This is a genomic window from Shewanella sp. FeAMO, assembly GCF_053653955.1.
The window spans coordinates 1,258,856-1,283,863 of the sequence record NZ_CM132201.1 but is presented as its reverse complement, the minus strand read 5'-3'; the positions used below and the strand labels follow the sequence as shown (position 1 = coordinate 1,283,863).

Here is a 25,008-nt window from a genome sequence, read left to right as displayed (position 1 = left end):
ATAACTGAGGAAAATTTCACATCCATTTCTCAGTTAAAGATTGGTGCCGAGAGCGGGACTTGAACCCGCACGACCGTTAGGTCACAGCCACCTCAAGGCTGCGCGTCTACCAATTTCACCACCTCGGCATATTCGGTATTAGTCTGGAATTTTGGTCTCAGACTGTTGGGTCTGTTCTACGTCAGGCCCCATAATGTTGGTTTCCTGCTTCACGTGATGTGCACTCATGTTGCCGATAACCAGGCTGAGAGTGAAAAACGCGATAGCGAGAATCGCCGTTGTACGGGTCAGAAAGTTACCTGAACCTGCTGAACCGAACAGGGTTCCTGAAGCACCGGCACCAAAAGATGCGCCCATGTCAGCCCCTTTGCCTTGCTGGATAAGGATGAGTCCAACCAGACCCAAAGCTACCAACAAGTAAATAACCATCAGTACTTCTTTCATATTAAGCGCTCATTGCTATCGTACATAAACTCAAGAATTCGGTAGAGTTTAAGCTAGCACCGCCTATCAGTCCACCATCCACATCAGGTTGGGCGAATAAATCTGCAGCATTACTCGGTGTGACACTGCCGCCGTACAAAATCCTGATGTTTTCCCCGATATAAGGGGACACTTCAGAGAGGCGATTGCGTATAAACGCGTGAACTTCTTGTGCCTGCTCCGGTGTTGCGCTCTTTCCTGTCCCTACAGCCCAAAGGGGTTCATAGGCGATGATCGCATTATCAAAAGCCATGGTACCGTTTTTTTCGATTACCACATCCAACTCCTCGGCAAGCACCTCGAAGGTACGTCTTGCTTCACGAGCCGGGCCCGATTCACCGACACAAAGTATCGGGGTCAAACCGTGCTTTTGAGCTGCGGCAAATTTCTCTGCCACTATATTACTCGTCTCACCGTACATACGGCGGCGTTCCGAGTGACCGATTATCACATAACGACAGCCGGCATCTTTCAGCATCCGCCCTGAGGTTTCACCTGTATAGGCACCAAAATCGTGCTGACTCAGGTTTTGAGCCCCCATTCTAACCAGAGAACCGTTCAGGGTTTCCCTGTTAGTTTCGAGCAGTTGCCTTACGCTTTCCAGGTAAATTGCTGGTGGGCATAAAACCACTTCAACAGAATCATTATGTAGCTTGGTGGCAAACTTCTTGAACAACTCTTGCGCCAACTGCGCGCTGCCATTCATTTTCCAGTTGCCTGCTACCATTGGACGTCTGAGTGCCATCACCATCTCCTCTGAAAGCGGCGTGAATAATAGCGAACCACTTATTAACTTACAATACCTGATTACGGAATTTTTGCGATTTACTGTGTGTTCGGCTACTTTTTGCGCTCGCACTCAGTAAATCGCTCACAATTCCAGCTTAAGTCATTAATTTTACTTTGATTAAGCTAAAAAAGGCCAGTTTAGACCGCTTGTTTGACTGCGGTGGCTATGGTTTCGGCATGGGCGCGCACCTGGGCTTCATCGTCCCCTTCCACCATCACCCGGATCAAAGGCTCAGTACCGGATTTACGCAGCAGTACCCGGCCGCGCTCACCCAGTTGCGACTCAACCTGAGCCTGGGCGTCTTTCACCAGTTGTGATGCCAGCGGATCTGAGTTGCCTTCAAAGCGAACATTAATAAGGACCTGAGGCAACATCTTCATAGATTCAGTCAACTCTTCCAGCGAGGCGTTGTGACGGCGCATTGCCGCCAGCACCAGAATACCTGCCACTATACCATCACCCGTAGTGCCATGATCCAGATTGAGGATATGGCCTGAGTTCTCCCCCCCTATACGCCAATCTTTCTCTTTCAGCAGTTCTATTACATAGCGGTCGCCGACTTTGGAACGGGCAAAGGGGATATTGAGCTGTTTGAGCGCCAATTCGAGTCCAAGATTGGACATCAAGGTACCGACAACCCCGCCTTTGAGAATGCCGCGCTTTTGGGCGTCGCAGGCAAGAATATAGAGGATCTGATCGCCGTCTATCACTTCACCTTGTCGATTGACCATCATGATACGGTCGCCGTCGCCATCGAGCGCGATACCCAGATCGGCGCCTTCGCTGACCACGGTCTCACAAATCTTGGCCATGGAGGTCGCACCAACCTGATCATTGATGTTGATGCCATTGGGCTTATCCCCTATGGTCACTACCTCGGCGCCCAGTTCGCGGAACACATTGGGGGCGATGTGATAGGTAGCGCCATGAGCACAATCCACCACTATCTTGAGCCCGGCGAGGGTTTGATCCGCCGGGAAGTTACCTTTGCAATATTCGATATAACGACCGGCGGCATCATCGATACGGGAGACTTTCCCCAGCAGGTGCGACTCGACACAAACCAGAGGTTTTTCCAGCTCGGCTTCTATCTCCAGTTCCAGTTCGTCATCCAGCTTGCTGCCATCTGTGGAGAAAAACTTAATACCGTTGTCATAGTAGGGATTGTGAGATGCACTGATAACGACCCCCGCCTCGGCGCGGAATGTTCGGGTCAGGTAGGCGACGGCCGGCGTCGGCATGGGCCCCATTAACATCACATTGAGTCCGGCGGCAGACAAGCCGGCTTCCAACGCCGACTCGAACAGATAACCTGAGATCCGGGTATCTTTGCCTATAATCACTTTACGGGTACCACTGCGGGACAAGACCCTACCGGCAGCCCAGCCAAGCTTAAGTGCCAGCTCCGGAGTCATCTTGCCCGCTCCAACCTTGCCGCGGATCCCGTCCGTACCAAAAAACTTTCTCACGCTCACTCCTACTGAGAACCATCTTTGAATGGTTATTCTATATACTGTAAACCTAATACCGGCTGACCCACCGGCCTGAAACCTATGAAGTCACGGCGCTGTCTTTATCCAAACTGCTTGGTTGCTGCCATGACTTTGAGTACATCGCTGGTCTCTGCGACATCATGTACCCGAATAATATGTGCGCCCCGCTGAGCTGCCAACATGGCGCCTGCCAAGCTACCTGCCAATCTGTTGTCGACACTGCGCTCAAGCAGATTTCCTATCATACTCTTTCGCGACAGTCCGATAAGTAAAGGCAGATCAAATTTTGCCAGCTCCTGCAAATGGGCCAGCAGATGATAATTGTGTTCCAGCGTCTTGCCAAATCCAAAACCCGGATCCAGCAATATTGCCTCTCTGGCGATCCCCGCTTCAATACAGGCCTCAATGCGCTTGGCAAAGAAGTCATTCACCTCGGCAAGCAGATCCTCATAGTGGGGCGCATTCTGCATGGTTCTGGGTTGCCCCTGCATATGCATCAGGCACACAGGCACCTGCAGTTCAGCAGCGGCTTGTAGAGCGCCGGGCTCCTGCAAGGCCCGCACATCATTGATAAGGTGAGCGCCGGCATTGATACCGGCGCGCATCACTTCGGCTTTACTGGTATCCAAAGAGATCCAGATCTGGGGATACTTGGCGACAATATACTCCACCAAGGGAACAACCCGGGAAAGCTCCTCATCGACGCTGACATCGGCAGCCCCGGGCCGGGTGGACTCGCCGCCGATATCGATAAACACGGCGCCATCGGCCACCATTTGGTCGGCGTGGCGGCAGGCCAGTTCAAAGGAAGAAAAACGGCCGCCATCGGAAAACGAATCCGGGGTTACATTGAGGATCCCCATTACCTTGGGCTCATCGAGTAATAGTTGGTGAGCACCGGACTTTAGTTCAAACACTCTTTACTCCCTTACGCGTCAAGCGCGAGAACATCTTTATTGGATTTATTATTGTGACTTCAGGCAGAAACAAGAAAACCCCTTGCGGGGTTTTCTTTTACCTCAGAGTAGGCTTATTTCAGCGGGCTCTCACCGGGTTTGCCCAAATCTGCAGCAGTATCACTCGGCTCATGCTCTTCAACTTCAGTCTCTTCAGGCTTGGCACCTTTACTGCCATTATTGCCGTTGGAAGAGCCATTGTCGTCCAGCTGCCAATCGACCGGAGGACGCACTTCGCGGCGCTCCATCAGGTCCTCTATCTGGCGCGAGTCTATGGTCTCATACTTCATCAACGCATCTTTCATCGCGTGCAGTACGTCCATATTCTCATCCAGCAGTTGTTTGGCACGCTGGTAGTTGCGGTCAATGATGGCCTTGATTTCAGAGTCTATGATGGCCGCAGTCTCATCAGACATATGCTTGGACTTGGCCATGGAGCGGCCCAGGAATACTTCGCCCTCTTCCTCTGCATACAGCAGCGGACCGAGTTTCTCGGAGAAGCCCCACTGGGTCACCATGTTACGGGCAATGGCCGTAGCATATTTAATGTCTTGAGATGCACCGGTAGAGACTTTTTCAGTGCCAAAGATAATCTCTTCGGCCAGTCGACCACCGTAGGCCACAGAGATCTTACTCTCCAGCTTCTGGCGGCTCTCACTGATGGCATCGGCTTCCGGCAGGAAGAAGGTCACACCCAAGGCCCGGCCTCGAGGGATAATGGTTACCTTATGCACAGGGTCGTGCTCAGGCACCAGATAGCCCACAATCGCGTGACCGGCTTCGTGGTAAGCCGTCATCTCTTTCTCGGACTCAGACATCACCATGGAGCGGCGTTCGGCGCCCATCATGATCTTGTCTTTGGCACTCTCAAACTCTTCCATGGTCACCACACGGCGATTACCGCGAGCGGCAAACAGTGCAGCCTCGTTAACCAAGTTGGCGAGATCCGCACCTGAGAACCCAGGCGTACCACGGGCAATCACACTGGCTTTAACATCATCACCCAAAGGCACTTTACGCATGTGCACTTTAAGAATTTGCTCACGACCGCGAACATCCGGCAGCCCCACAACAACCTGGCGGTCGAAACGGCCTGGACGCAGCAGCGCGGCATCCAACACGTCTGGACGGTTGGTTGCGGCGATAACGATAATACCTTCATTACCTTCAAAGCCATCCATTTCCACCAGCATCTGGTTTAATGTTTGCTCACGCTCGTCGTGACCACCACCGAGTCCTGCACCACGCTGACGGCCCACGGCATCGATTTCATCGATAAAGATGATGCATGGAGCCGACTTTTTGGCCTGCTCGAACATGTCACGTACCCGGGAGGCACCGACACCGACAAACATTTCCACAAAGTCAGAACCTGAGATGGTAAAGAAAGGCACCTTGGCTTCACCGGCAATCGCCTTGGCAAGCAAGGTTTTACCTGTACCTGGAGGGCCAACCATCAAGACACCGGTAGGAATACGGCCACCGAGTTTCTGGAATTTGGTGGGATCACGCAGATAATCCACCATCTCCTTCACCTCTTCCTTGGCCTCGTCACAACCGGCCACATCGGCAAAGGTGGTCTTAATCTGATCTTCGCTCATCAGCTTGGCTTTACTCTTGCCAAAGGACATGGCGCCTTTACCGCCACCGCCCTGCATCTGTCGCATAAAGAAGATCCACACCCCGATAAGCAGCAACATGGGGAACCAGGAGATAAAGATCTGTGTCAGGAAACCTGACTCTTCGGCTTCCTGCCCTTTCATGCGGATGCCTTTACGGTCCAGGTCATTGATCAGATCCTGGTCATACAAGGGCATAATGGTGGTGAACTTTTCACCGGACTTTTTGACGCCTTCAATCGTACGTTGGTCGCTTTTCACTTCAACGTTACTGACTTGGCCGCTACGAACATCGTCCAGGAAAGTCGAATAATCCATCTTCTGCGCTGACGAAGAAGAGGGGGAGTAACCCTGGAACACGGACATCAGCACCACGGCGATGACCACCCAGAGAATCAAATTTTTTGCCATGTCACTCAATTACTGAACCTCACAAAGTCTTGAGATTTACTTCAATCAGGGTACTACAACTTGTACCCTGTCGCTACCAGATAGACCTCGCGAGAACGTGGCCTGGAGGAATCCGGCTTACGGGTTTTTACAGTCTTGAACGCTTGTCTGACTGCTTTCATATACTCGTCAAAGCCCTCCCCCTGAAAGACTTTAACAGCAAAACTACCATTGGCTGCCAACACCTGATGACACATATCCAGCGCCAACTCCACTAAATACATGGCTCTGGGCTGATCCACACCATCTGAACCACTCATATTGGGCGCCATATCCGAGAGCACCAAGTCAACCTTATCTTCCCCTACCCGGGTCAGCAAGGCCTCAAGGACTTTTTCCTCACGGAAGTCTCCTTGAAGGAAATCGACGCCAACGATTGGGTCCATCGGTAAAATATCACAGGCAACCACTTTACCTTTTTCACCGACCAACTTGGCCGCCACCTGAGACCAACCTCCAGGAGCCGCCCCCAGGTCGACCACTGTCATCCCGGGTTTAATCAGCTGATCTTTTTGTTGCAGCTCCTCTAACTTGAACGCGGCCCGCGAACGCAGCCCCCGTTTTTGTGCCAATTTGACATAGTGATCATCAAAGTGTTCCTGCATCCAACGGGTGGAACTGGCCGTACGTTTCTTACCTGACATTCAAAATCCGCAACAAATGAGAGTTACACAAGGGCTATATGAGGGTAGAATAGCGGCTTTTCAACAGTAACTCAGCAAAAGTTGGTAGAAATGAACTTAACAACCAAACAGAAACAGCATCTCAAGGGCCTGGCACACAGCCTTAAGCCGGTAGTGCTGCTTGGTGCCAATGGCCTGACTGAAGGGGTACTGGCTGAAATTGATAATGCGCTCTCTCACCATGAGCTGATTAAAGTTAAAGTCGCCTCTGAAGACAGAGAACTGAAAGCCGCTATCGTTGATGCCATTGTCCGTGAAACCCAGGCAACCAAGGTGCAGCTGATCGGCCATGTTTTGGTGCTCTTCCGTCAATCCGAAGAGATGAAAATCGCTCTGCCCAAGGCCAGATAAGCCCTTTCCCCACAAAAAAGCCACCTTAACCGGTGGCTTTTTTGTTGCCATAATCCCATCGGCGCACACATTGTGGCGCCGGCGGATTAAATCAGTATTAATTGATAGGTTTCAATCAGGGTGTCTGGGTCACAGGCGTCACCCGATAGTGCTCACTGGACAGTCCCAGCCATTCCGGCAGTGAAGTACCAACCGATATCGATGAGAAAGTACCGGTCAACACCCCGATAAACATGGCGATGGAAAATCCTTCCAAGGGGCCTCCGCCCATGATCCACAGTGCTGAAATAGTCATCAGGGTAGTACCGGATGTCACCATGGTTCGGGCAAAAGTGGCCGCAATCGCTTGGTTATTGATGTCTTTTACCGCCAGCTTGGGTTTGGCAGCCAGCAATTCGCGGATCCTGTCGGCAATAATGATGGAATCGTTGAGCGAATATCCCAAAATGGCCAACACAGCCGCCAGCACCGTCAGGTTGAACTCCATCTGAGTGGCGGCGAAAAAAGCCAGCACAAAGATAACATCATGTACCAGAGCAAATACCGCACCGGACGCCAGACGCCACTCAAAGCGGTAAGAGAGATACCCCAGAATACACAGCATTGCCACCAGCAAAGCCAAGCCGCCCTGCTCGGCCAACTCCTGGCCGACCTGAGGCCCGACTATGCTGGTATTGAGCACTTCAACATGAGTGTTCATACCCGCCAGTACCTCCGGCAGTTCGGGCATGGTTTGCCCGGCACTTGGCGCTGCATAACGCAGCACCCAGCGTCCCGGCTCACCGGCAGCAATCAGGCTGACTTCCTGGCCATAGGCCTGCTGCAACACAGGTTGCAGCGATTTGGAGCTGATTGAGCTGTCGATACGGATTTCACTGACCACGCCGCCGGTAAAATCCAGCCCCCAGTTGAGCCCCTTGACGGCAATCACACTGATGGACACTATCATCAAAATCACGGAAACCGCGCTGCTGAAATAACGCCACTTGGTTGCATTTTTCATATTAATCATAATATTAAACCCTCACTTCGCGGCTGAAGTTCTTGCCATAGACCAGGTTAATAATCGCCCTTGAGGCAAAAATCCCGGTGAACATACTGGTCAACAACCCCAGCCCCAGCGTCAGCGCAAACCCCTGAATAGGACCATTACCTATGGCGTAGAGCACTACAGCAGTGATCATAGTGGTGAAGTTGGCATCGAAAATGGTGGAGAAGGCGCTGTCAAAGCCCTTATCAATGGCGTGAGCCAATGCTCGCCCTTCACGAAGCTTGTCGCGGATCCGCTCGAAAATCAGTACATTGGTATCCACCGCCATCCCCACTGTCAGCACCAAACCGGCAATCCCGGGGAGAGTCAGTACCGCGCCGGGGATCAAGGCCAGCAAGCCAAACAGCAACACCATGTTAGCCAGCAATGCCAGGTTGGCGACCCAGCCAAGCCTGCGATACCAAAGCGCCATAAATACCAGGGTGATCCCCATGCCGAGCGCCAGGGCGGCAAAGCCGTTGTGAATATTCTCTGCACCCAGCGTTGGGCCTATGGTGCGCTCTTCAACTATGGTGACAGGCGCAGTCATAGAACCGGCCCGCAGCAAAAGAGCCAGTTGCTGCGCATCCTGATAACTACCGGCGCCGGTTATCCGAAAACGCTCCGGCAGCACAGACTGAATGGTGGCGACACTGATAATTTCATTGCTTTGTACTGCCTTGCCGTTGGCATCGCGGCTGTACTCACTGTATGCCGTGGCCATAGGCTTGCCGATATGGCCTCGGGAGAAGTCGGTCATACGGCGGCCGCCTTCACTGTCCAGGGTAATATTGACCTCGGCAGTGCCCATTTCACCTATTCCGGCACGGGCATCGACAATATGCTCGCCGGTCAGCACAGGTTTGCGCGCCACGGGCACAGAATTGCCGGACTTGTCCTTAATCAACATGGCGCCGGTGGCACTGTCCTTGACTTCATAGAAGGCCAGAGTCGCAGTCGCCCCTATCACACTCTTGGCGGCAGCCGGGTCTTGAACACCTGGCAGCTCAATACGGATGCGGCTCTCGCCCTGACGCTGCACCAGCGCTTCGGTGATCCCCAACTCTTCGATACGGGTACGCATGATCTGCAGGTTTTGCTGCACTGTCAGGTTACGCAAATTGATTTTCTCAGCCTCAGTCAGCGCCAACTTGAGCTGACTGTTATTGCTGCTCACCTGCCAGAGCGGGTATTGCCTGGCCATAAACTGCCGCACCTCGGCGCGAGCCGCCTCTGGCATAACCACTGTCAGTTGCTCTTCAGCGCCCTGACGCACACTCAAGCCTCGGATCCCCTGCTCTCTGGCAAAGGCACGCAGGGCATCGGCCAGTGAACTTCCCTGGGTTTGATACACAGGGGTGATATCCACATCCAACAAGAATTGCACCCCGCCACGAAGATCCAGCCCCAACTTAATGGGTTCAAACCCCATGCCGAGCAACCACTCGGGCGCTGCCGGGCTCAAAGCCAGAGTGAGTTCAGCGGGATCTTTGGCACGACCGGCCAGCAAGGATTTGGCCAAAGTCTGTTGGCCTTCGTCATTGAGAATAATCAGGGTTTGCTGATCTTTGCTGTCCAGGCGCTTGACTTGAATATCGGCCTTGGCCAGTTCAGAAACTATCTGGGTCGGAGATAAGTCCAGTCCAGCCTTGGGGGATATTTGCACCGCGGCATCTTCACCATACCAAGTCGGCAAGGCGCTCAGCGCCATCACCACCAGGGTGACTACCAGTACCAGATATTTCCAGGCGCTGTAGTGATTAAGCAGTTTTTTAGGCTGGCGCCCTCGGCCATTACTCTTTAATAATGAGTCAGTTATCATATTTATGCTCTCTTTTCGACTCGTGGCTTAAGCCACATATCACAGTCGCAGCCATCCAATGAGGGAGTGACTGACAACAGATGAAGTGAAACCCGGACAGAAAAGCCCGGTAGAGAGCGTCAGGCGGCTTGCTGACTGAAGCGATAGCGGAGGTTGGCGTCTTTCCAGCCCCCAAGGCGCAGACCGGCTCCTGGGTGCTTTAAGGTCCAATACTGCTCAATAGGCAATTGCTCGGCAAAACCTATGCTGAGCACAGGCGCCGGTAGCATAGCGATTTCAAACGCCAATTCATAGGGTGGCTCGGCCACATCATGCGGAGCGGCCGTGCTGAGGCAGCGCTGGCTGGCTCCGGGCGCCGAATAGAGTTGGTCGCCCTGCTCGGAGCGCAGCAACTTGGATAAGTGAGACAGGGAAACCTTGCCATCCATCTTTTCTCTGTCGGCAGCATCATGCTTGCCAAGCTTATGATGCAGGGACTCCTGGGATTGGGGTTCTTGAGCAAGAGACGCTGACAACACTGCAGAAGACGGCTCTTTGTCAGCATCTTGTTGCTGACTGAGCTCGGGTAAGGCTTGCTCAAACGCCTTCCAGGTTGCATCAGAGGCAATCCCGGAATACACATTGCCCAGCAGACCTATGGCGATCAGCAGGGTAAAGAGGCGCATGATTCTCAGCAAGGTGTTATCCATAAACAGGGTTATTTGGGCGGATGCTAGTCTTTCAAGCCCTGACGGGCAAATTAAACTTTGTCCATCTTGCACAAAAAAGCCGCCCGGAGGCGGCTTGATAACGCAATCAGATATATTCGACGGCGACCACTTCATATTCTGCCAGGCCACCGGGAGTTTGGATGTTGACTTCATCCCCCAGATTTTTGCCGATAAGGCCACGGGCAATGGGTGAGTTCACCGAGATCAGGTTCTCTTTGATATTAGCCTCATCGTCACCGACAATGCGGTAAGTCACTTCGGCATCTGTGTCCAGATTCAGTATGGTCACAGTGGCGCCAAAGATGATCCGGCCATTGTTGGGCATCTTGGTCACATCAATAATCTGGGCATTGGACAGTTTGCCTTCGATATCGCGGATACGGGCTTCGCAAATGCCCTGCTCTTCACGGGCTGCATGGTATTCCGCGTTTTCTTTCAAATCCCCCAGTTCACGCGCCGCGGCAATTGCCTCGGTGATCTTGGGACGGCGATCAAACTTGAGTATATCCAGTTCTTTGCGCAACTGTTCTGCCCCAACCAGGGTCATGGGAACCTTGTTCATAATCTCTTTCGTCTCCTGTCAAACAAAAGCAGCCTCCGTCGGCCTAAGGCCAACAGAGACTCATTTTCCGGGTGAATGGGCGCCATTTTGTCAGCGGCGCCAGGGATGCATAGCGGAATACCGGGGAATACACCGGCTAAAACTCAATTCATCTTGGCTACAAGCTTACCTAAGCCATGGCTGGCTTGCCAGCCATGGCGACAAAAATCTCTGTTTCTGTGGCACCGACGATGAGAAATTCATCTCAGTTAAGACTCGAAAGCACAGAGGGATAGCCCCAACCATTGTCTCCTGTCTCGACCTGCTCACCGGTAAGGTACTGATACAAGGTCGGTGCCAGTGAGCCGTTATCCAGCGGCCCCAATCTCTGGCCGGGTTTGACCGTCTCGCCCCAGAAACCTATGAAGGCATCTTTTTCCAGATAATGCTCGCCCGCATGACGACCCGGTACCAGAGTGTTGTAGCCAAAGCCCTCTTTGGGGAAGAGATTGATGGTGCCGGCCCTGTCTTCATCATAGAGATGTGCCAGCTGCACCACAGCATCGGGTCTGGGACTCATGGCCGCCAGGCTGCGCCACTGCTCGGCGCTGCAACCTTTGGTACTCCCCAGGCATAGTTCGAGCAGTTGTTGCTTGGCGGACAGCTGAACATCAGACAGCGGCGTCAGATAAGGGTTGCTCTGAGCCAGTGCCAGCAGCTCAGGCGCGCCTTTAGCATCCAGCGCCTGATAACGGATAACGCCCGACTCGCGACTGATCATTTCATCGCGGCGCTGCCCGTTTCTGTATCCCACCAAACGCACAGAGCAGCTATCAAGCGTACAATCGCTTTGGCGCACCACAAGATAATCCAGCGATTCCTGCAACTCATCGGCAAGTAGGCTGACCATATCCAGCGCCTTGCCTTCTCTGACCTTAAAACGGGTCAACTCTTGATACAGGGGTTGCACCTGCCAACCTCGGTCCGAGTTAAAGAAGTCCAGCATATAGTTGCCACCGGCAGTGGAGGCTATCACCAAATCTACCCCATGCAGTGAAGGCGGATTGAGGTTGTTGGTTATCTTGGGGCCTTCCCCTTCATCAGAGGAGATTTTGCTTATCTTGAGCTCGACCCCGCGTTGCTTGAGCGCATCTTGCAGCACCAGTTCGGGGTTAAGGGTGTGATACACAGGTGCCAAACCATGATCGCCGGCCATGCCCCACAGCGTCTGCGGATAGATACCCGCGTCCCGATACACCTTGTCCAGACGGCCGAGCCAGTAATCGAGCCGGTTAAGCTCACCGGTCGGCGCTATGATTTCATCGCTGAACGGCCCCTTGAAATGGGCGAAGTGATCCGGCCAGGGGTTATAAATAAGCAGATAGTCCGGCATTGCCTGCTCACTCAGCAAGGCCAGCTCATTGAGCTGTTCATTGAGCTTGGCCCGCAAGCTCATGCGGGAAAACAGCCGCCAGGCGCCCATCTTGTCGTAGGCCTCGAGTTGCTCTCGAACCGCCGCAACTCTATGTTGCAAGCCCTTTTCGGCTTCGGCGCGCAGCGACAACTCATTGAGACAGCGCTGCTCGCCAAAATCACGGATCGCTTCCCCCAGTCCCAGATTGACCAGGGCATCAAAGCTGGTCTGGGCGTTCCAGTCATATTGGGCGTTGCAGTTTAAGGTCTTGAGATAGTTCAGTCGGTCGAACATGGTGCGCATGCCGCGGCTCTCCGCCAGATTTTCGAGCTGCAGGGCATCATTGCCGAAGAAGTAATAGGCCCGATCACGGGTGCGATCGACAAAGTGAAAATTGGGGATCCCTGTGCCGCCCTGGCCGGACACTGCGGCGCCTGTCTTGATAATCGGCAGATTGCGCACACTGATGGTAGGCGTGGAAGAGATACCACCTGTGGCTATGCCATTTTCACTCCGGCGATAGAGTGCCTTGAAAAACGGCAGATAGTACTGGTCGGTGGCGCCATGTTTCACCAACTGACGCAAAAAGTCCTGCTTGGGAGTATGCTGCGGCCGCCCCATGGCTGACGCGGGCGAGAGTTGCGACAAAGCCGCATCCCTGGCAAGTACTTCTTTGAGATAAGGGCCGGAATTGGGCGCGACCAACGCCTGCATCAGTCCCTGGCTCAAGCCATCTACTGTTATCTGCACCGCTCTTGGGCGTTGACTCCAACTTGCCAGAAAGTCACTCAGCCCCTTGGGATCTTCCTTGAGACTGGCCTGCATCCAGGCAGAAAAGGCCTTGGCCCGCTGCGCCGGTAATGCATATTGGCGATAGGCCTTGAGCACATTGAGACGGACAAAGTCGATAAGGGTAACAGTTATCGCCTGCGCCTTGTTGTTTACCTTGGCGGCATTTTCCGCCTTGCCATCTTCAATAATCAGCTCGAGGGCGCTGCGCATATCCCCCTCGGGCAGACTGCCGACATACTTGCCAATCTCAGTGATGATCAGCGGCTGAATGTCGGCAATCAGCGCCAGATCTTCAGGGCTATCGCCAAGATAGCGGTAATGTTCCGGCAGTTTCTTGCCAAGGGCCCAGTCATCATTGTTGAACAGACGATCATAGACAGTCACCAACATGGCAACCAACTGGCGATTGAGCGTCATGCCCTCGCGTCTGTCATTGGCTTCGGCGGTCGGTTCGGTGTTGTCTTTGACCTGCTCCTCCAGGCTGAACAGCGAATGCTGCCAGGGCGCGATTTGCTCCTTGCCGTATTGGCTCAGCAGATAATCCCGGAACTGATCCCGGTTTTCGGCGCGGCTGTATCTGTCGTAAAAAAGGTAGAGAAAATGCCCAAGGGGGATGCTGTAGAAAGGATCCGACAGCCGGGCTATGACCCTGGTCTTGGTCGGCGCATCGAGCGGCAGCGTTAAAATGTAGGCATCCAGGCTCATACCGGCAACGGAAAATATCGCCAGATCGCGCCCTGTGGTGACACTGAGCTCCAACCCTTTAAACAGCTGCTTTTGCAGCAGATCGCCGCCGTGATACAAAGGCGCCACCAAAGGCACAGTGTTGATATCGGCCCGCACACCGTTGCTGCCGAGGCTCAAAGCCAGGCCAAAACTCAAGGCAAGAGCCTGTGCTTTGCTCCGCCGGTTGAACAGCCCTTTGACGCGCCCCGCAACGCTTTCCCGGCCCTTGGGCTCCTTTGAGACAGACTCGAGTATCATCACTTCCTTTCCCTGAAACATCTTGATTGCAACGCCTCGATTGAAGCGCCTTGATAGTGGGCGAGTTTAGCAAGAGCTGCCAAGATCCCAAAGCCAGGGGAAGGTGCAAATAAGTCCTCGCGGCGTTCTTTTTTGTAGAGAGTGGCTTACACAGCAATTGGCGTTCAAGGCATCTGACTGAAGGCATGCCGGGGCCTGTCAAAGTCGGATAACGCAGAGCACGCATGGGACCTGTTCGCACCTTCCCAATGACCCAAATCATCCGGCCTACAAAAAAACAGGCCACCCTAATGGGTGGCCTGGTCACTTTCAGTTACTGACTGACAGCGTTTACTTGTTGACTCTCGCGTGCAGTTCCTGCACCGAGGCAACATTGCTTCTGTCGTCAGCATCATGGGCCATACAGGTTGCAAAAGCCGCATTCATGGTGGTGGTGTAGTTCACCTTGTGCTGCAGCGCGCCGCGGCGCAGCTGTCTGGAATCCTCGATGGCCTGACGACCCTCCGTGGTATTCACTATGTAGGTGTATTCACCGTTCTTGATCCGGTCAAGAATGTGTGGACGACCTTCATGCACCTTGTTCACCAGGCGGGGATTGATACCCGCTTCACCCAGCACCACAGCCGTACCGTGGGTGGCATCCAGCTCATAGCCGAGCTCAATCAGCTTGGCCGCCAGATCCGAAACCCGCTTCTTGTCGCTGTGACGAACAGACAACAGGGCGCGACCTGACTTGGGCACATCTTTCACTGAGCCCAGTTGCGCCTTGGCGTAGGCTTCGGCGAAGGTATCACCCACACCCATCACCTCACCGGTAGAGCGCATTTCAGGGCCGAGCAGAGGGTCAACACCCGGGAACTTGTTGAACGGCAGAACCACTTCTTTCACTGAGTAGTAAGGCGGGATCACTTCCTGAGTATGTTGCTGTTCGGCCAGTGAAGTGCCGGCCATTACCCGGGCGGCAATCTTGGCCAGAGGCACACCTGTGGCCTTGGAAACGAAAGGCACTGTGCGGGCGGCGCGCGGATTTACCTCAATCAGGTAAATCACGTCGCTCTTGACCGCAAACTGCACATTCATCAGACCGACAACGCCCAGCTCCAGCGCCAGCTTGCGTACCTGCTCGCGCATCTCGTCCTGAATCGCCTTGGAGAGAGTGTAAGGAGGCAGTGAACAACCTGAGTCACCTGAGTGAACACCGGCCTGCTCAATATGCTCCATGATGCCGCCGATAACCACGTCCTTGCCATCGCAAACGGCATCCACGTCTACTTCGGTGGCGTCATCCAGGAAGCGATCCAGCAGTACCGGCGACTCGTTGGATACACTGACGGCTTCGTTGAAGTAACGGCGCAGATCCTGCTCGTCGTAGACGATTTCCATCGCCCGGCCACCCAGAACATAGGAGGGACGAACCACCAGAGGGTAACCTATACGCTCGGCATCCAGTACCGCCTGCTCCAGGTTGGTCACTGTGCTGTTTTCAGGCTGTTTCAGCCCCAAACGCTCAACCGCCTGCTGGAAGCGCTCACGGTCTTCGGCGCGGTCGATGGCATCCGGGCTAGTCCCTATGATGGGCACACCTGCGGCTTCCAGGGCACGAGCCAGTTTCAGTGGCGTTTGGCCACCATACTGCACGATAACCCCTTTGGGCTGCTCAACCCGCACGATTTCCAGTACGTCTTCCAGGGTAACAGGTTCAAAGTAGAGTCTGTCAGAGGTGTCATAGTCGGTGGAAACGGTTTCAGGGTTACAGTTAACCATGATGGTTTCATAGCCGTCTTCACGCATCGCCAGCGCTGCGTGCACACAGCAGTAGTCGAACTCGATACCTTGACCGATACGGTTGGGGCCGCCACCTATCACCATGATCTTGTCTTTATCGGACGGATTGGCCTCACACTCTTCCTCGTAGGTGGAGTACATGTAGGCGGTATCCGTGGCGAACTCGGCGGCGCAGGTATCTACCCGCTTGTAGACAGGGAAAAGCTCATACTTGTGACGCAGTTTGCGCACTTCACTTTCAGAAACCCCCAGCAGTGACGCCAGGCGCGCATCGGAGAAACCTTTGCGCTTCAGCTTGCGCAGGAACTCTTTGGAAAGACCGCTCCAGCCACCTTCCTTGACCTTCTCTTCCTGCAGCACCAGATCTTCAATCTGCACCAGGAACCAAGGGTCTATGTTGGTGATGCGGCGAATACCTTCCATGGACATACCGGCGCGGAAAGCATCGGCGATATACCAAGGACGCTCAGGGCCCACATCCTGCAACTCGTAACGTATCTTGGCCAGGGCTTCAGGCTCGTTGATATCCACGATAGGGTCGAAACCTGTCATCCCGGTTTCCAGGCCGCGCAGAGCTTTTTGCATCGACTCCTGGAAAGTACGGCCGATGGCCATTACTTCACCGACAGACTTCATCTGAGTGGTCAGGCGGTCGTTGGAACCGGCAAACTTCTCGAAGTTGAAACGAGGGATTTTGGTAACCACATAGTCGATAGAGGGCTCGAACGAAGCCGGGGTCAGACCGCCGGTAATGTCGTTCATCAGCTCATCCAGAGTAAAGCCCACCGCCAGCTTGGCCGCAACCTTGGCAATCGGGAAACCGGTCGCCTTGGAGGCCAGCGCAGATGAGCGCGATACCCTTGGGTTCATCTCGATGATCACCATGCGACCATCTTTGGGGTTAATACCAAACTGCACGTTGGAGCCACCGGTTTCAACGCCGATTTCCCGAAGCACCGCCATGGAGGCGTTACGCATCAGTTGATATTCTTTGTCGGTCAGGGTCTGGGCCGGTGCCACTGTAATGGAGTCACCTGTGTGCACGCCCATGGGGTCAAAGTTTTCGATGGCGCAGACTATGATGCAGTTGTCGTTGCGATCGCGCACCACTTCCATCTCATACTCTTTCCAGCCAATCAGCGACTCGTCAATCAGCAGCTCATTGGTCGGCGACAAATCCAGACCCCGGGTACAGATCTCTTCAAACTCTTCGACGTTGTAAGCGATACCGCCGCCGCTGCCACCCATGGTGAAAGAGGGGCGAATGATGCAGGGAAAGCCCACTTGATCCAGCACCTTGTGTGCATCTTCCATGCTGTGGGCAATACCGGCACGGGGACACTCGAGGCCGATACTCTTCATCGCCTTGTCAAAACGGGCACGATCTTCGGCCTTGTCGATGGCATCGGCAGTGGCACCGATCATCTCGACGTCAAACTCTTTCAATACGCCTTTGGCTTCCAGTTCCAGGGCACAGTTCAGTGCCGTCTGGCCGCCCATGGTTGGCAGAATCGCATCGGGGCGTTCTTTGGCGATAATGTTGCGCACCACTTCCCAGTGGATAGGCTCGATGTATGTGGCATCGGCCATTTCCGGGTCTGTCATGATGGTTGCAGGGTTGGAGTTCACCAGAATGACCCGGTAACCCTCTTCTCTCAGCGCCTTACAGGCCTGGGCTCCCGAATAGTCAAACTCACAGGCCTGACCGATAACGATTGGGCCGGCACCCAGGATAAGAATACTTTGGATATCAGTACGTTTTGGCATTTTCTTCTATCTTCTCCCGGCGATTACAGCTTGACTTGGTGACGGTATTGCTCAATCAGTTCGATAAAATGATCGAACAGTGGCGCACAATCGTGCGGCCCTGGACTCGCTTCAGGGTGCCCCTGGAAGCTGAAGGCCGGCTTGTCTGTCAGGTGGATCCCCTGCAGTGAGCCATCAAACAACGACTTGTGAGTCACCTTGATGTTGGCAGGCAGTGTGGCTTCGTCGGCAGCAAAACCATGGTTCTGACTGGTGATCATCACAGTGCCTTTGTCAATATCGCTTACCGGGTGGTTGGCACCGTGGTGGCCAAACTTCATCTTCAGCGTCTTGGCACCATTGGCCAGCGCCAGCAGTTGGTGGCCAAGGCAGATGCCGAATACCGGGATATCGGTTTCGAGAATTTGCTGAATCGCCTTGATGGCGTAGTCACATGGCTCCGGGTCACCGGGGCCGTTGGAGAGGAATACCCCATCCGGTGCCATCGCCAGCACTTCACTGGCAGGCGTTTGTGCAGGAACCACAGTCACATCACAGCCTCTGTCTACCAGCATTCGCAGTATGTTCTGCTTCACGCCATAGTCATAAGCCACTACCTTGTACTTGAGTTCTGACTCGGGAGTATCGACCGGCAGGCCGCTCTCCAAACGCCAGGTTCCCTTGCGCCAGGTGTAAGACTTGTCGGTCGTCACTTTCTTGGCCAAGTCCATGCCTTTCAGCCCAGGGAAGGCCTTGGCGGCGGCCAGCGCCTTGTCTACGTCCTGTTCACCCACCAGAATGCAACCGGCCTGAGCGCCCTTCTCCCGTAGAATACGGGTCAGCTTACGGGTATCGATATCGGCGATACCGACTACCTTGTTGGCTTTGAGGTAATCACTGAGGGATTGTTGGTTACGGAAGTTACTGGCGAGGAGGGGAAGATCACGAATAATAAGACCACAGGCATGAACTGCATCGGATTCTGTGTCTTCATCGTTGGTACCGGTATTACCGATATGTGGGTAGGTTAGAGTTACTATCTGGCGAGAATAAGATGGATCGGTGAGGATTTCTTGATATCCGGTCATCGAAGTGTTAAAAACAACTTCTCCAACTGCAATACCATCGGCACCTATTGCTGTGCCGGAAAATACGCTTCCATCTTCGAGTACGAGTAAGGCAGACTTTGTCAACGCGACCTCCGAGAAAAGAGCCAAGCCACTGAAATATAATATTTTTATCTTTGTTTAAAGTACCAATTTCCGCTAAAATACGAAATTTTGACAAATTCCGAGCATCCTACACGAGAAATGGCAATCCGTCTATAGCTTGGCGGACGAATTCGAAAAAAAACCGCCGATTGGCGGTTTTTTAAATAATGTCACAGGGATTTCAACCCCAATACCTGTTGCATGTCGTAGAGCCCGGCATCCTGTTCCTGTAGCCAAAGTGCCGCACGCATGGCACCGTTGGCAAAGGTCATTCGGCTGGAAGCCTTGTGAGTGATCTCCAAACGCTCGCCCATATCGGCAAACATGGCGGTATGCTCGCCCACCAAATCGCCCGCCCTGATAGTGGCAAAACCTATGGTGTCGCGCTCACGCTCGCCGGTGATCCCTTCGCGGCCATAAACGGCCACTTTTTCCAGATCCCGCCCCAGCGTGTTGGCAATCACTTCCCCCATCTTCAAGGCGGTACCTGAAGGAGCATCCTTCTTGTGTCTGTGATGACCTTCGATGATCTCTATGTCGGTATAATCACCCATGACTTCCGCCGCCAGTTCCAGCAGCTTCCACATTAGGTTAACCCCAACCGACATATTGGGTGCCAAGACCACAGGCATCTGCTCGGCAAAGGCCTCAATCTGCGCCTTTTGCGCCGAGTTGAAACCTGTAGTGCCTATCACTATCGCCTTATGATGGCGGGCACACCAATCCAGATTGCTGAGGGTGCCTTCCGGGCTGGTGAAATCCACCAACACATCGAAGTCATCGGCAACCTGATCCAGGCTATCGCTGACCCGGACATGGAGACAACCGACTCCGGCCAACTCTCCGGCATCGACTCCCACCAGAGTCGAGCCTGCGCGCTCGATGGCCGCGCCCAGAATGATCCGGCTGGAATGCGCGGCCGCTTCTATCAGGGTACGCCCCATACGGCCGCTGCTTCCGGCAACCGCAACTCTGACATGTCCACTCATAACTTTCTCCACATACAGGCTAAAAAAATCGCCTGAGTCAGACTCAAGCGATTTTGGTATTACAGAATGTCCAGCAATTCCACTTCAAAAACCAGAGTGGAATAAGGCGGGATAGCCGCCCCGGCACCGCGCTCGCCGTAGGCCAGGTGATGCGGTACATACAGCTTGTACTTGGCGCCAACCGGCATCAATTGCAGCGCTTCGGTCCAACCGGCAATCACGCCGGAAACCGGAAATTCGGCAGGCTGACCACGGGTCACTGAACTGTCGAATACTTTACCGTCGATAAAGGTACCGTGATAGTGAGTACGAACATTGGAATCATAGCTTGGCTTCTCGCCTGAGCCTTCGCTGATGATTTCGTACTGCAGACCTGATTCGGTAGTCACCACACCTTCACGCTTGGCGTTTTCAGCCAGGAAAGCATTGCCTTCGGCAGAAGCGGCTTCGGCAGCCTCTTCCTGAGCCTTCTGCAGACGCTGGCTGATTTCAGAGAAAGCAACCTGCAAATCTTCCAGGGAAACAACACTCTCTTTGCCGTCAAATGCATCGGCCAGACCGGCTTGAACGGCTGGAATATCCAGACCTTCAAAAGAGTTGGCGGCCAGTTGCTCACCCAACTGGCGACCTACGCCGTAGCTGGCTTGTTGTTCAACACTGGTGAACTTATCAGACATAATCAGTTTACTCTCAGTTTATCTGTGAATTTTTCGCGGCACAGTGTAACACTTATCCGGGTCCAAGTGTTGCGCTTATTCGTATCCTTACGGTTTGTTCATTCGCCTGGCCTCAGCCGAAATAAACTGAGGGTCAAGCAAGCCGATTTTCATACACCTCATCTTTGGCAAGAGCGAAACTTACCCTTGCTCGCCTGATAGAGCGGCATCATCTGCGCTTGTAAATCACGCAACTGGGCAATGCGGTTCTCATTGGATGGATGAGTCGATAAGAGCTCCGGCCCCTGACTGCCACCCGCCTTGGCCATGTTTTGCCACAAGGTCACCCCGGCTCTGGGATCGAAGCCGGCCCTGGCCATCAGCTCCAGCCCCATCACATCGGCCTCGGATTCCTGCGCCCGGCCATAGGGTAAGATATAACCCACCTGCACCCCGAGCCCCAAGGCCGCCATGTAGAGATCGGCGTTGGCTATCTGGCCCATCCCCAATGCTGCTCCGGCCAACTGCATACCGGTATTGCTGAGTTGGGCCCGCGAGGCCTGCTCATTGCCGTGCTGCGCCAACACATGGGCTATCTCATGACCAATAACAGTCGCCAGTTGATCTTCATTGTTGGCCACCTTGAGCAGCCCGGTATAGACACCTATATGGCCACCGGGCAGGGCAAAGGCGTTGACCTGATCCGAGTCAAACAGCACCCATTGCCAATGTTGCTGCGGCAACAAAGAGGTAATACGCTGCGCCACACAGGCAACATAGGCACTGGCCGCTTTGTCCTGGCTCTGCTTCTCCTTTGCTTTTATCTGCTCGAAAGAGGCGGTGCCCATCTGGTTTATCTGCTCGGGCGAAAACAGTAGCATCTGCGAGCGCCCGGTGGGCGACTGGGTAGTGGAGCAGCCCGAGAGCAAGCCCACAAAGAGTATGGCCAGCAGGCCGAGAATTCGGTTATTCATCTTTTATCTTCCGGTGATAAAGTTTCCCGGGATTTTACCTCAGTGTCACAAGCAAGCACAGCTTGCCGTATCGCCAAAGGATTGACCGACTCAAAAGTCATTTCCGCTCACAGCGAAGACATGAAAAAAGTTGACCTTAAGCCTGTCTGGCACGAAACTGGTTAGCAGACAGGGATACGGAAAAACGCCGTTATCCGCTTATAAGTCACTCATTATCATTGGCCTTTTTATAGGATCCAACTCATACAATGCTTGAAGAATTAGCCTTGGGAGGATTGCTGTTCAGTCCTTTGGTTCTCTTCGCACCTCTTGCGCTCGTACTCTGGTTTCTGACCAGACTGGTCCTTCACTGGACCGGGCTGTATGCAAAAATCTGGCGAGTGGCCTGGTTCGAAGTCGCCCTATTCGTGTGCTATCTGGCACTGATTATCTACCTGTTTGAGAATTGACACTTACCATGGCAAAAGTACTGCGCATCTCCATTACCCTGCTTCTCGTGCTGGCCGCCATAGTGGCCGGATACTGGATTTGGAATCACTACCTCTATTCACCCTGGACCCGTGACGGCCGGGTGCGGGCCGAAGTGATAACCCTCTCGGCCGATGTCTCCGGCTGGGTAACCCAACTGAATGTTAGGGATAACCAGCAAGTCAAAGCCGGCGATCTGCTGTTTCAGGTGGATGATACCCGTTATCAGGCCACCAGTACCGAATTGGCCGCCGAACTGGAAAACAAACTCTATGCCTGGGAACTGGCCAAACACAAATATGAGCGGCGCAAGAATCTCACCGGCCGCGAGGTGATCAGCGAAGAAGATTTGGAAACGGCACGGATCAACACTGAGTTGGCCAAAGCCAGCTACAACTTGGCAAAGGCCAGACTCGACAGCAGCAAAATAGATCTGCAGCGCACCCAGGTCCACTCCCCCGCCGATGGCACCATAATCAACCTCAGCCTGCGTCAGGGCAACTATGTCAACCAGGGCAAGGCGGTATTGTCTCTGGTTAAACAAGGCTCTTTCTATGTCACAGGTTACTTTGAAGAAACCAAGCTGCCGCTGATAAAGATAGGCCAAAAGGCCAAAATCAGCCTGATGAGTGGTGGCGAGCCGCTCAGTGGCGAAGTAGTCAGCATAGGCAAGGCGATTGCCGACACCAATACCAATGCCAATGGCCAACTGCTGCCACAAATTCAACAAAGCTTCAACTGGGTCAGGCTGGCACAGAGGATCCCTGTAGATATCAAGCTGGACCCGGCTTCAGAAGAACGTGAACTCAGCGCCGGAATGACGGTTTCCATCCAACTGCAAGCCGAAGAATAACATGGCCCTGTCTCCCACGCTGGCCGTATTCCTGACCCCGGACAAGCGCACGCTGATCTTCGCCACCAAAGGGGTGATTGCCATGGCGCTGGCGCTGACGGCGGCGCTCTACCTGGACTTGGAGCGCCCCTACTGGGCGCTGGTGTCGGCGGTATTCCTGCAGATGCGCCCCGAAAGTGGCCTGGTGCTTGAAAAAGGCCTTTGTCAGATAATAGGCACATTGGTAGGCGGGGTTGTCGGCATAGCGATTCTCAGCGGCTTTTACAACGCTCCCGAACTGGCCATCCTCACCCTGACGCTGTGGCTGGGTCTGAACTCGGCGCTGTCGGCCATGGTGCGCCATATCAACTTTGTCTACGCCTTCGCTATGGCGGGGATCACCCCCTGTCTTATTGTGCTCTTGGTAATGGTCAACCCTGCCACCGCCAACAGTGAAACCATCTTCGCCGTCGCCCATTCCAGGGTCAGTGAAATCATAGTCGGCGCCATCTGTGCCACTCTGGTGAGCCAGTTGCTGTGGCCTGTCAGAGTCACCGAAGGGCTGCAGAAACAAACCCGAAAAATAGTCAACCAGACGTTGGAATACCTCACGCTGGAGCTGGATCTCAACGGCTCCCATGAAAACCGCCATCAACAGATAGATGCGATTCTCGAATCACTGGCAGAAGCCAGTGACGATGCCAACGCCCTCAGCTACGAGGGGCCGGAAGGCCCTGGACGCAGTCGTGCGGCCAATTTGTTATTCAACAAGGTGTTGTCATTGCTGGCCGTGATCCAGATATTCGGCCGTTTGCAGCGTAACCATGAAGAGTTGATGACAGGCACCCTCTCAGGGCTAATCCGTACCCTGAAAAGCAACTTCAAGGCGATGTCCGAATCGGACGATTTCCATTTCTGTTATGAACTGGCACACAGGCAGAGGCGCGAAATCATTCACTATCGCAACACTCATGCCTGTATCAGCCCACTGGAGTCGCGGCTGCTGAAAACCGCCTCAGAGCTGGCCAGCGATTTGGTGCTGGTGCTGCGGGCTTTCAAGGCGTTGGAGTCACCGGACAAAACGCTGCTCAATGCTCCCGCGATGCAGACCCACAGAGATCCCCTGCTCGGGCTGATCACGGGTGTCAGAACCATGCTGATTTTCCTGATCGGCGCCAGTATCTGGATTGGCACCGCCTCCAGCGCAGCACTGATGATAATGACCATGCCGGTGATATTCTCCATCATGATGGCCAGGCTACCCTTACCCCTTTTGAGTATGATCCTGCGGCGGCTGCTGATAGGGGTGATGATTGCGATTCCGGTCGCGATATTTTACGCCCTCGAACTACTGGCCCAGAGCAGCGGTGATATTGAGATCATGTTGTTGGTATTGGCAGGTCCCTTCTTTATTGGCCTGATGGCACTGGCCAATCGTGCCACCCTGCCCTACGGCCTGGGATTTTGCATCCCATTTGCCATTTTGGTCAGCCCCAGCAAAGACATGACCCAGGCCTTTGCCATAGACAGCACCCTGAGCAAGGCGATGGCCATCTTTGTCGGCGTCAGCATCCTCTATTGGCTGTTTAAGCTGGTGACAGAGCCAGGAGTCAAAATGATGCAGCAACGCCTGCTCAACGCCACTCGCAAAGATCTGATTGATATGGTCAAACAGGACAAGCCAGAGGACTGGTTCAATGCCCGCATGGCAGATCGCCTGCTGCGCTTGGCCAATTATGAACGCAGCAGCCAGAGCAGCAACAGAACCCTGACCGACTTAGGCCTTACCGGCCTTAACCTGGGCCATGTTTCGGTGCGCCTGCGCCGCCTGCTGGCCAGCATCAGCGACAGCCAACTCGACGAACTGCTGCAAGACTGGCAGTTGGCACTCGCCAACGCTTTTATCCTCTGTTCCCGCGGTGAAAACCCACCCGAGTTCCGTGCCAGCTGCGAACGCCTCTTGGCCCGGCTGCAAACCGATGGTTTGGCACAGGAGCAATTGGAGATGGTTCAGGGGATGTTTGAGCGCCTGATAATGACCTTTGAGCGCAGCGCTGCCATGATAAGCAATGCCAATGCACCCGCGACCCAAGCTGAGTCTGCGCCACCGCAAGAGCAAGAGTCTACCTCCGAACAAAAGCCTTAGGTAAAGACCAGAAGCTCAGCGCCAAGAGTCATCAAACCAAATAAAAAACTTGCAAACTACTTGACCACTCAAGCAAACACGCA

Annotated in this window: 20 protein-coding genes and 1 tRNA gene; 4 read left to right on the top strand and 17 right to left on the bottom strand. The window is 53.9% G+C overall.

Translation table 11 applies throughout. From position 1 onward, the window contains the following. Positions 1-41: 41 nt before the first annotated feature. From ACWAU4_RS05775 to rlmE, 7 genes are all read right to left on the bottom strand, one after another. A tRNA-Leu gene (locus ACWAU4_RS05775) sits at positions 42-128 on the bottom strand. A 10-nt stretch (positions 129-138) separates the two neighbouring features. Continuing rightward, positions 139-444: a preprotein translocase subunit SecG gene (gene secG / locus ACWAU4_RS05770; protein WP_025009932.1), complete on the bottom strand. Its 306-nt coding sequence runs from the start codon at positions 442-444 to the stop codon at positions 139-141. Between the two features lies 1 nt (position 445). Next, positions 446-1,228, bottom strand: coding sequence for a triose-phosphate isomerase (gene tpiA, locus ACWAU4_RS05765; RefSeq protein ID WP_025009931.1), 783 nt, complete (start codon positions 1,226-1,228; stop codon positions 446-448). 182 nt (positions 1,229-1,410) lie between these two features. Next, positions 1,411-2,748 (bottom strand): phosphoglucosamine mutase, encoded by a 1,338-nt coding sequence (gene glmM, locus ACWAU4_RS05760; protein ID WP_115389099.1) that lies wholly within the window; start codon positions 2,746-2,748, stop codon positions 1,411-1,413. 98 nt (positions 2,749-2,846) lie between these two features. Continuing rightward, the gene (gene folP, locus ACWAU4_RS05755) at positions 2,847-3,683 is read right to left on the bottom strand and encodes a dihydropteroate synthase (RefSeq protein ID WP_096141561.1); all 837 of its coding nucleotides are present in this window, start codon (positions 3,681-3,683) and stop codon (positions 2,847-2,849) included. A gap of 113 nt (positions 3,684-3,796) precedes the next feature. Then, positions 3,797-5,761 carry an ATP-dependent zinc metalloprotease FtsH gene (gene ftsH, locus ACWAU4_RS05750; protein WP_025009928.1) on the bottom strand — a complete coding sequence of 655 codons (1,965 nt, stop codon included), beginning with the start codon at positions 5,759-5,761 and terminating at the stop codon, positions 3,797-3,799. 44 nt (positions 5,762-5,805) lie between these two features. Next, positions 5,806-6,435: a 23S rRNA (uridine(2552)-2'-O)-methyltransferase RlmE gene (gene rlmE / locus ACWAU4_RS05745; RefSeq protein WP_025009927.1), complete on the bottom strand. Its 630-nt coding sequence runs from the start codon at positions 6,433-6,435 to the stop codon at positions 5,806-5,808. A 90-nt stretch (positions 6,436-6,525) separates the two neighbouring features. On the opposite strand from rlmE, the gene yhbY reads away from it, so the two are divergent. Continuing rightward, positions 6,526-6,825, top strand: coding sequence for a ribosome assembly RNA-binding protein YhbY (yhbY, locus tag ACWAU4_RS05740; RefSeq protein WP_025009926.1), 300 nt, complete (start codon positions 6,526-6,528; stop codon positions 6,823-6,825). Between the two features lie 115 nt (positions 6,826-6,940). Here the strand turns inward: yhbY and secF are convergent, their stop codons facing one another. From secF to ACWAU4_RS05690, 10 genes are all read right to left on the bottom strand, one after another. Then, positions 6,941-7,837 (bottom strand): protein translocase subunit SecF, encoded by an 897-nt coding sequence (gene secF, locus ACWAU4_RS05735; protein ID WP_391564169.1) that lies wholly within the window; start codon positions 7,835-7,837, stop codon positions 6,941-6,943. 4 nt (positions 7,838-7,841) lie between these two features. Continuing rightward, positions 7,842-9,677, bottom strand: a complete 1,836-nt coding sequence (secD, locus tag ACWAU4_RS05730) for a protein translocase subunit SecD (RefSeq protein ID WP_093982434.1) — start codon at positions 9,675-9,677, stop codon at positions 7,842-7,844. A gap of 119 nt (positions 9,678-9,796) precedes the next feature. Next, positions 9,797-10,366 carry a hypothetical protein gene (locus ACWAU4_RS05725; RefSeq protein WP_454290481.1) on the bottom strand — a complete coding sequence of 190 codons (570 nt, stop codon included), beginning with the start codon at positions 10,364-10,366 and terminating at the stop codon, positions 9,797-9,799. A gap of 106 nt (positions 10,367-10,472) precedes the next feature. Next, entirely contained in the window at positions 10,473-10,949 is a 477-nt protein-coding gene (greA, locus tag ACWAU4_RS05720; RefSeq protein WP_025887902.1) for a transcription elongation factor GreA, read from the bottom strand. Positions 10,950-11,193: 244 nt separating this feature from the next. Next, the gene (locus ACWAU4_RS05715) at positions 11,194-14,139 is read right to left on the bottom strand and encodes an alkaline phosphatase family protein (RefSeq protein ID WP_243756830.1); all 2,946 of its coding nucleotides are present in this window, start codon (positions 14,137-14,139) and stop codon (positions 11,194-11,196) included. Between the two features lie 309 nt (positions 14,140-14,448). Next, positions 14,449-17,670 carry a carbamoyl-phosphate synthase large subunit gene (gene carB / locus ACWAU4_RS05710; protein WP_028780664.1) on the bottom strand — a complete coding sequence of 1,074 codons (3,222 nt, stop codon included), beginning with the start codon at positions 17,668-17,670 and terminating at the stop codon, positions 14,449-14,451. A gap of 23 nt (positions 17,671-17,693) precedes the next feature. After that, positions 17,694-18,842, bottom strand: a complete 1,149-nt coding sequence (gene carA, locus ACWAU4_RS05705) for a glutamine-hydrolyzing carbamoyl-phosphate synthase small subunit (RefSeq protein WP_101059006.1) — start codon at positions 18,840-18,842, stop codon at positions 17,694-17,696. 188 nt (positions 18,843-19,030) lie between these two features. After that, positions 19,031-19,849, bottom strand: a complete 819-nt coding sequence (gene dapB, locus ACWAU4_RS05700) for a 4-hydroxy-tetrahydrodipicolinate reductase (RefSeq protein WP_101059004.1) — start codon at positions 19,847-19,849, stop codon at positions 19,031-19,033. Positions 19,850-19,908: 59 nt separating this feature from the next. Then, positions 19,909-20,526 (bottom strand): FKBP-type peptidyl-prolyl cis-trans isomerase, encoded by a 618-nt coding sequence (locus ACWAU4_RS05695; RefSeq protein ID WP_107353252.1) that lies wholly within the window; start codon positions 20,524-20,526, stop codon positions 19,909-19,911. Positions 20,527-20,684: 158 nt separating this feature from the next. Continuing rightward, positions 20,685-21,479 carry a M48 family metallopeptidase gene (locus tag ACWAU4_RS05690; protein ID WP_045283645.1) on the bottom strand — a complete coding sequence of 265 codons (795 nt, stop codon included), beginning with the start codon at positions 21,477-21,479 and terminating at the stop codon, positions 20,685-20,687. Positions 21,480-21,727: 248 nt separating this feature from the next. On the opposite strand from ACWAU4_RS05690, the gene ACWAU4_RS05685 reads away from it, so the two are divergent. The 3 genes from ACWAU4_RS05685 to ACWAU4_RS05675 are packed head-to-tail and all read left to right on the top strand — an operon-like array spanning position 21,728 to position 24,925. After that, positions 21,728-21,928, top strand: a complete 201-nt coding sequence (locus tag ACWAU4_RS05685) for a DUF1656 domain-containing protein (protein WP_025009920.1) — start codon at positions 21,728-21,730, stop codon at positions 21,926-21,928. A gap of 8 nt (positions 21,929-21,936) precedes the next feature. Further along, positions 21,937-22,800: an efflux RND transporter periplasmic adaptor subunit gene (locus ACWAU4_RS05680; RefSeq protein WP_054744779.1), complete on the top strand. Its 864-nt coding sequence runs from the start codon at positions 21,937-21,939 to the stop codon at positions 22,798-22,800. Between the two features lie 7 nt (positions 22,801-22,807). Then, positions 22,808-24,925, top strand: a complete 2,118-nt coding sequence (locus ACWAU4_RS05675; RefSeq protein ID WP_420908006.1) for an FUSC family protein — start codon at positions 22,808-22,810, stop codon at positions 24,923-24,925. The last annotated feature ends 83 nt before the right edge of the window (positions 24,926-25,008 follow it).

Excerpts from the sequence above, each read along its gene's own strand:
- ACWAU4_RS05685 (WP_025009920.1), top strand. The coding sequence starts at position 21,728 with ATGCTTGAAGAATTAGCCTTGGGAGGATTGCTGTTCAGTCCTTTGGTT.
- ACWAU4_RS05695 (WP_107353252.1), bottom strand. The coding sequence starts at position 20,526 with ATGTCTGATAAGTTCACCAGTGTTGAACAACAAGCCAGCTACGGCGTA.
- secD (WP_093982434.1), bottom strand. The coding sequence starts at position 9,677 with ATGATAACTGACTCATTATTAAAGAGTAATGGCCGAGGGCGCCAGCCT.
- greA (WP_025887902.1), bottom strand. The coding sequence starts at position 10,949 with ATGAACAAGGTTCCCATGACCCTGGTTGGGGCAGAACAGTTGCGCAAA.
- yhbY (WP_025009926.1), top strand. The coding sequence starts at position 6,526 with ATGAACTTAACAACCAAACAGAAACAGCATCTCAAGGGCCTGGCACAC.
- carB (WP_028780664.1), bottom strand. The coding sequence starts at position 17,670 with ATGCCAAAACGTACTGATATCCAAAGTATTCTTATCCTGGGTGCCGGC.
- rlmE (WP_025009927.1), bottom strand. The coding sequence starts at position 6,435 with ATGTCAGGTAAGAAACGTACGGCCAGTTCCACCCGTTGGATGCAGGAA.
- secF (WP_391564169.1), bottom strand. The coding sequence starts at position 7,837 with ATGATTAATATGAAAAATGCAACCAAGTGGCGTTATTTCAGCAGCGCG.
- ACWAU4_RS05715 (WP_243756830.1), bottom strand. The coding sequence starts at position 14,139 with ATGTTTCAGGGAAAGGAAGTGATGATACTCGAGTCTGTCTCAAAGGAG.
- tpiA (WP_025009931.1), bottom strand. The coding sequence starts at position 1,228 with ATGGCACTCAGACGTCCAATGGTAGCAGGCAACTGGAAAATGAATGGC.
- ACWAU4_RS05690 (WP_045283645.1), bottom strand. The coding sequence starts at position 21,479 with ATGAATAACCGAATTCTCGGCCTGCTGGCCATACTCTTTGTGGGCTTG.
- ACWAU4_RS05680 (WP_054744779.1), top strand. The coding sequence starts at position 21,937 with ATGGCAAAAGTACTGCGCATCTCCATTACCCTGCTTCTCGTGCTGGCC.
- secG (WP_025009932.1), bottom strand. The coding sequence starts at position 444 with ATGAAAGAAGTACTGATGGTTATTTACTTGTTGGTAGCTTTGGGTCTG.
- dapB (WP_101059004.1), bottom strand. The coding sequence starts at position 19,849 with ATGAGTGGACATGTCAGAGTTGCGGTTGCCGGAAGCAGCGGCCGTATG.
- ACWAU4_RS05725 (WP_454290481.1), bottom strand. The coding sequence starts at position 10,366 with ATGGATAACACCTTGCTGAGAATCATGCGCCTCTTTACCCTGCTGATC.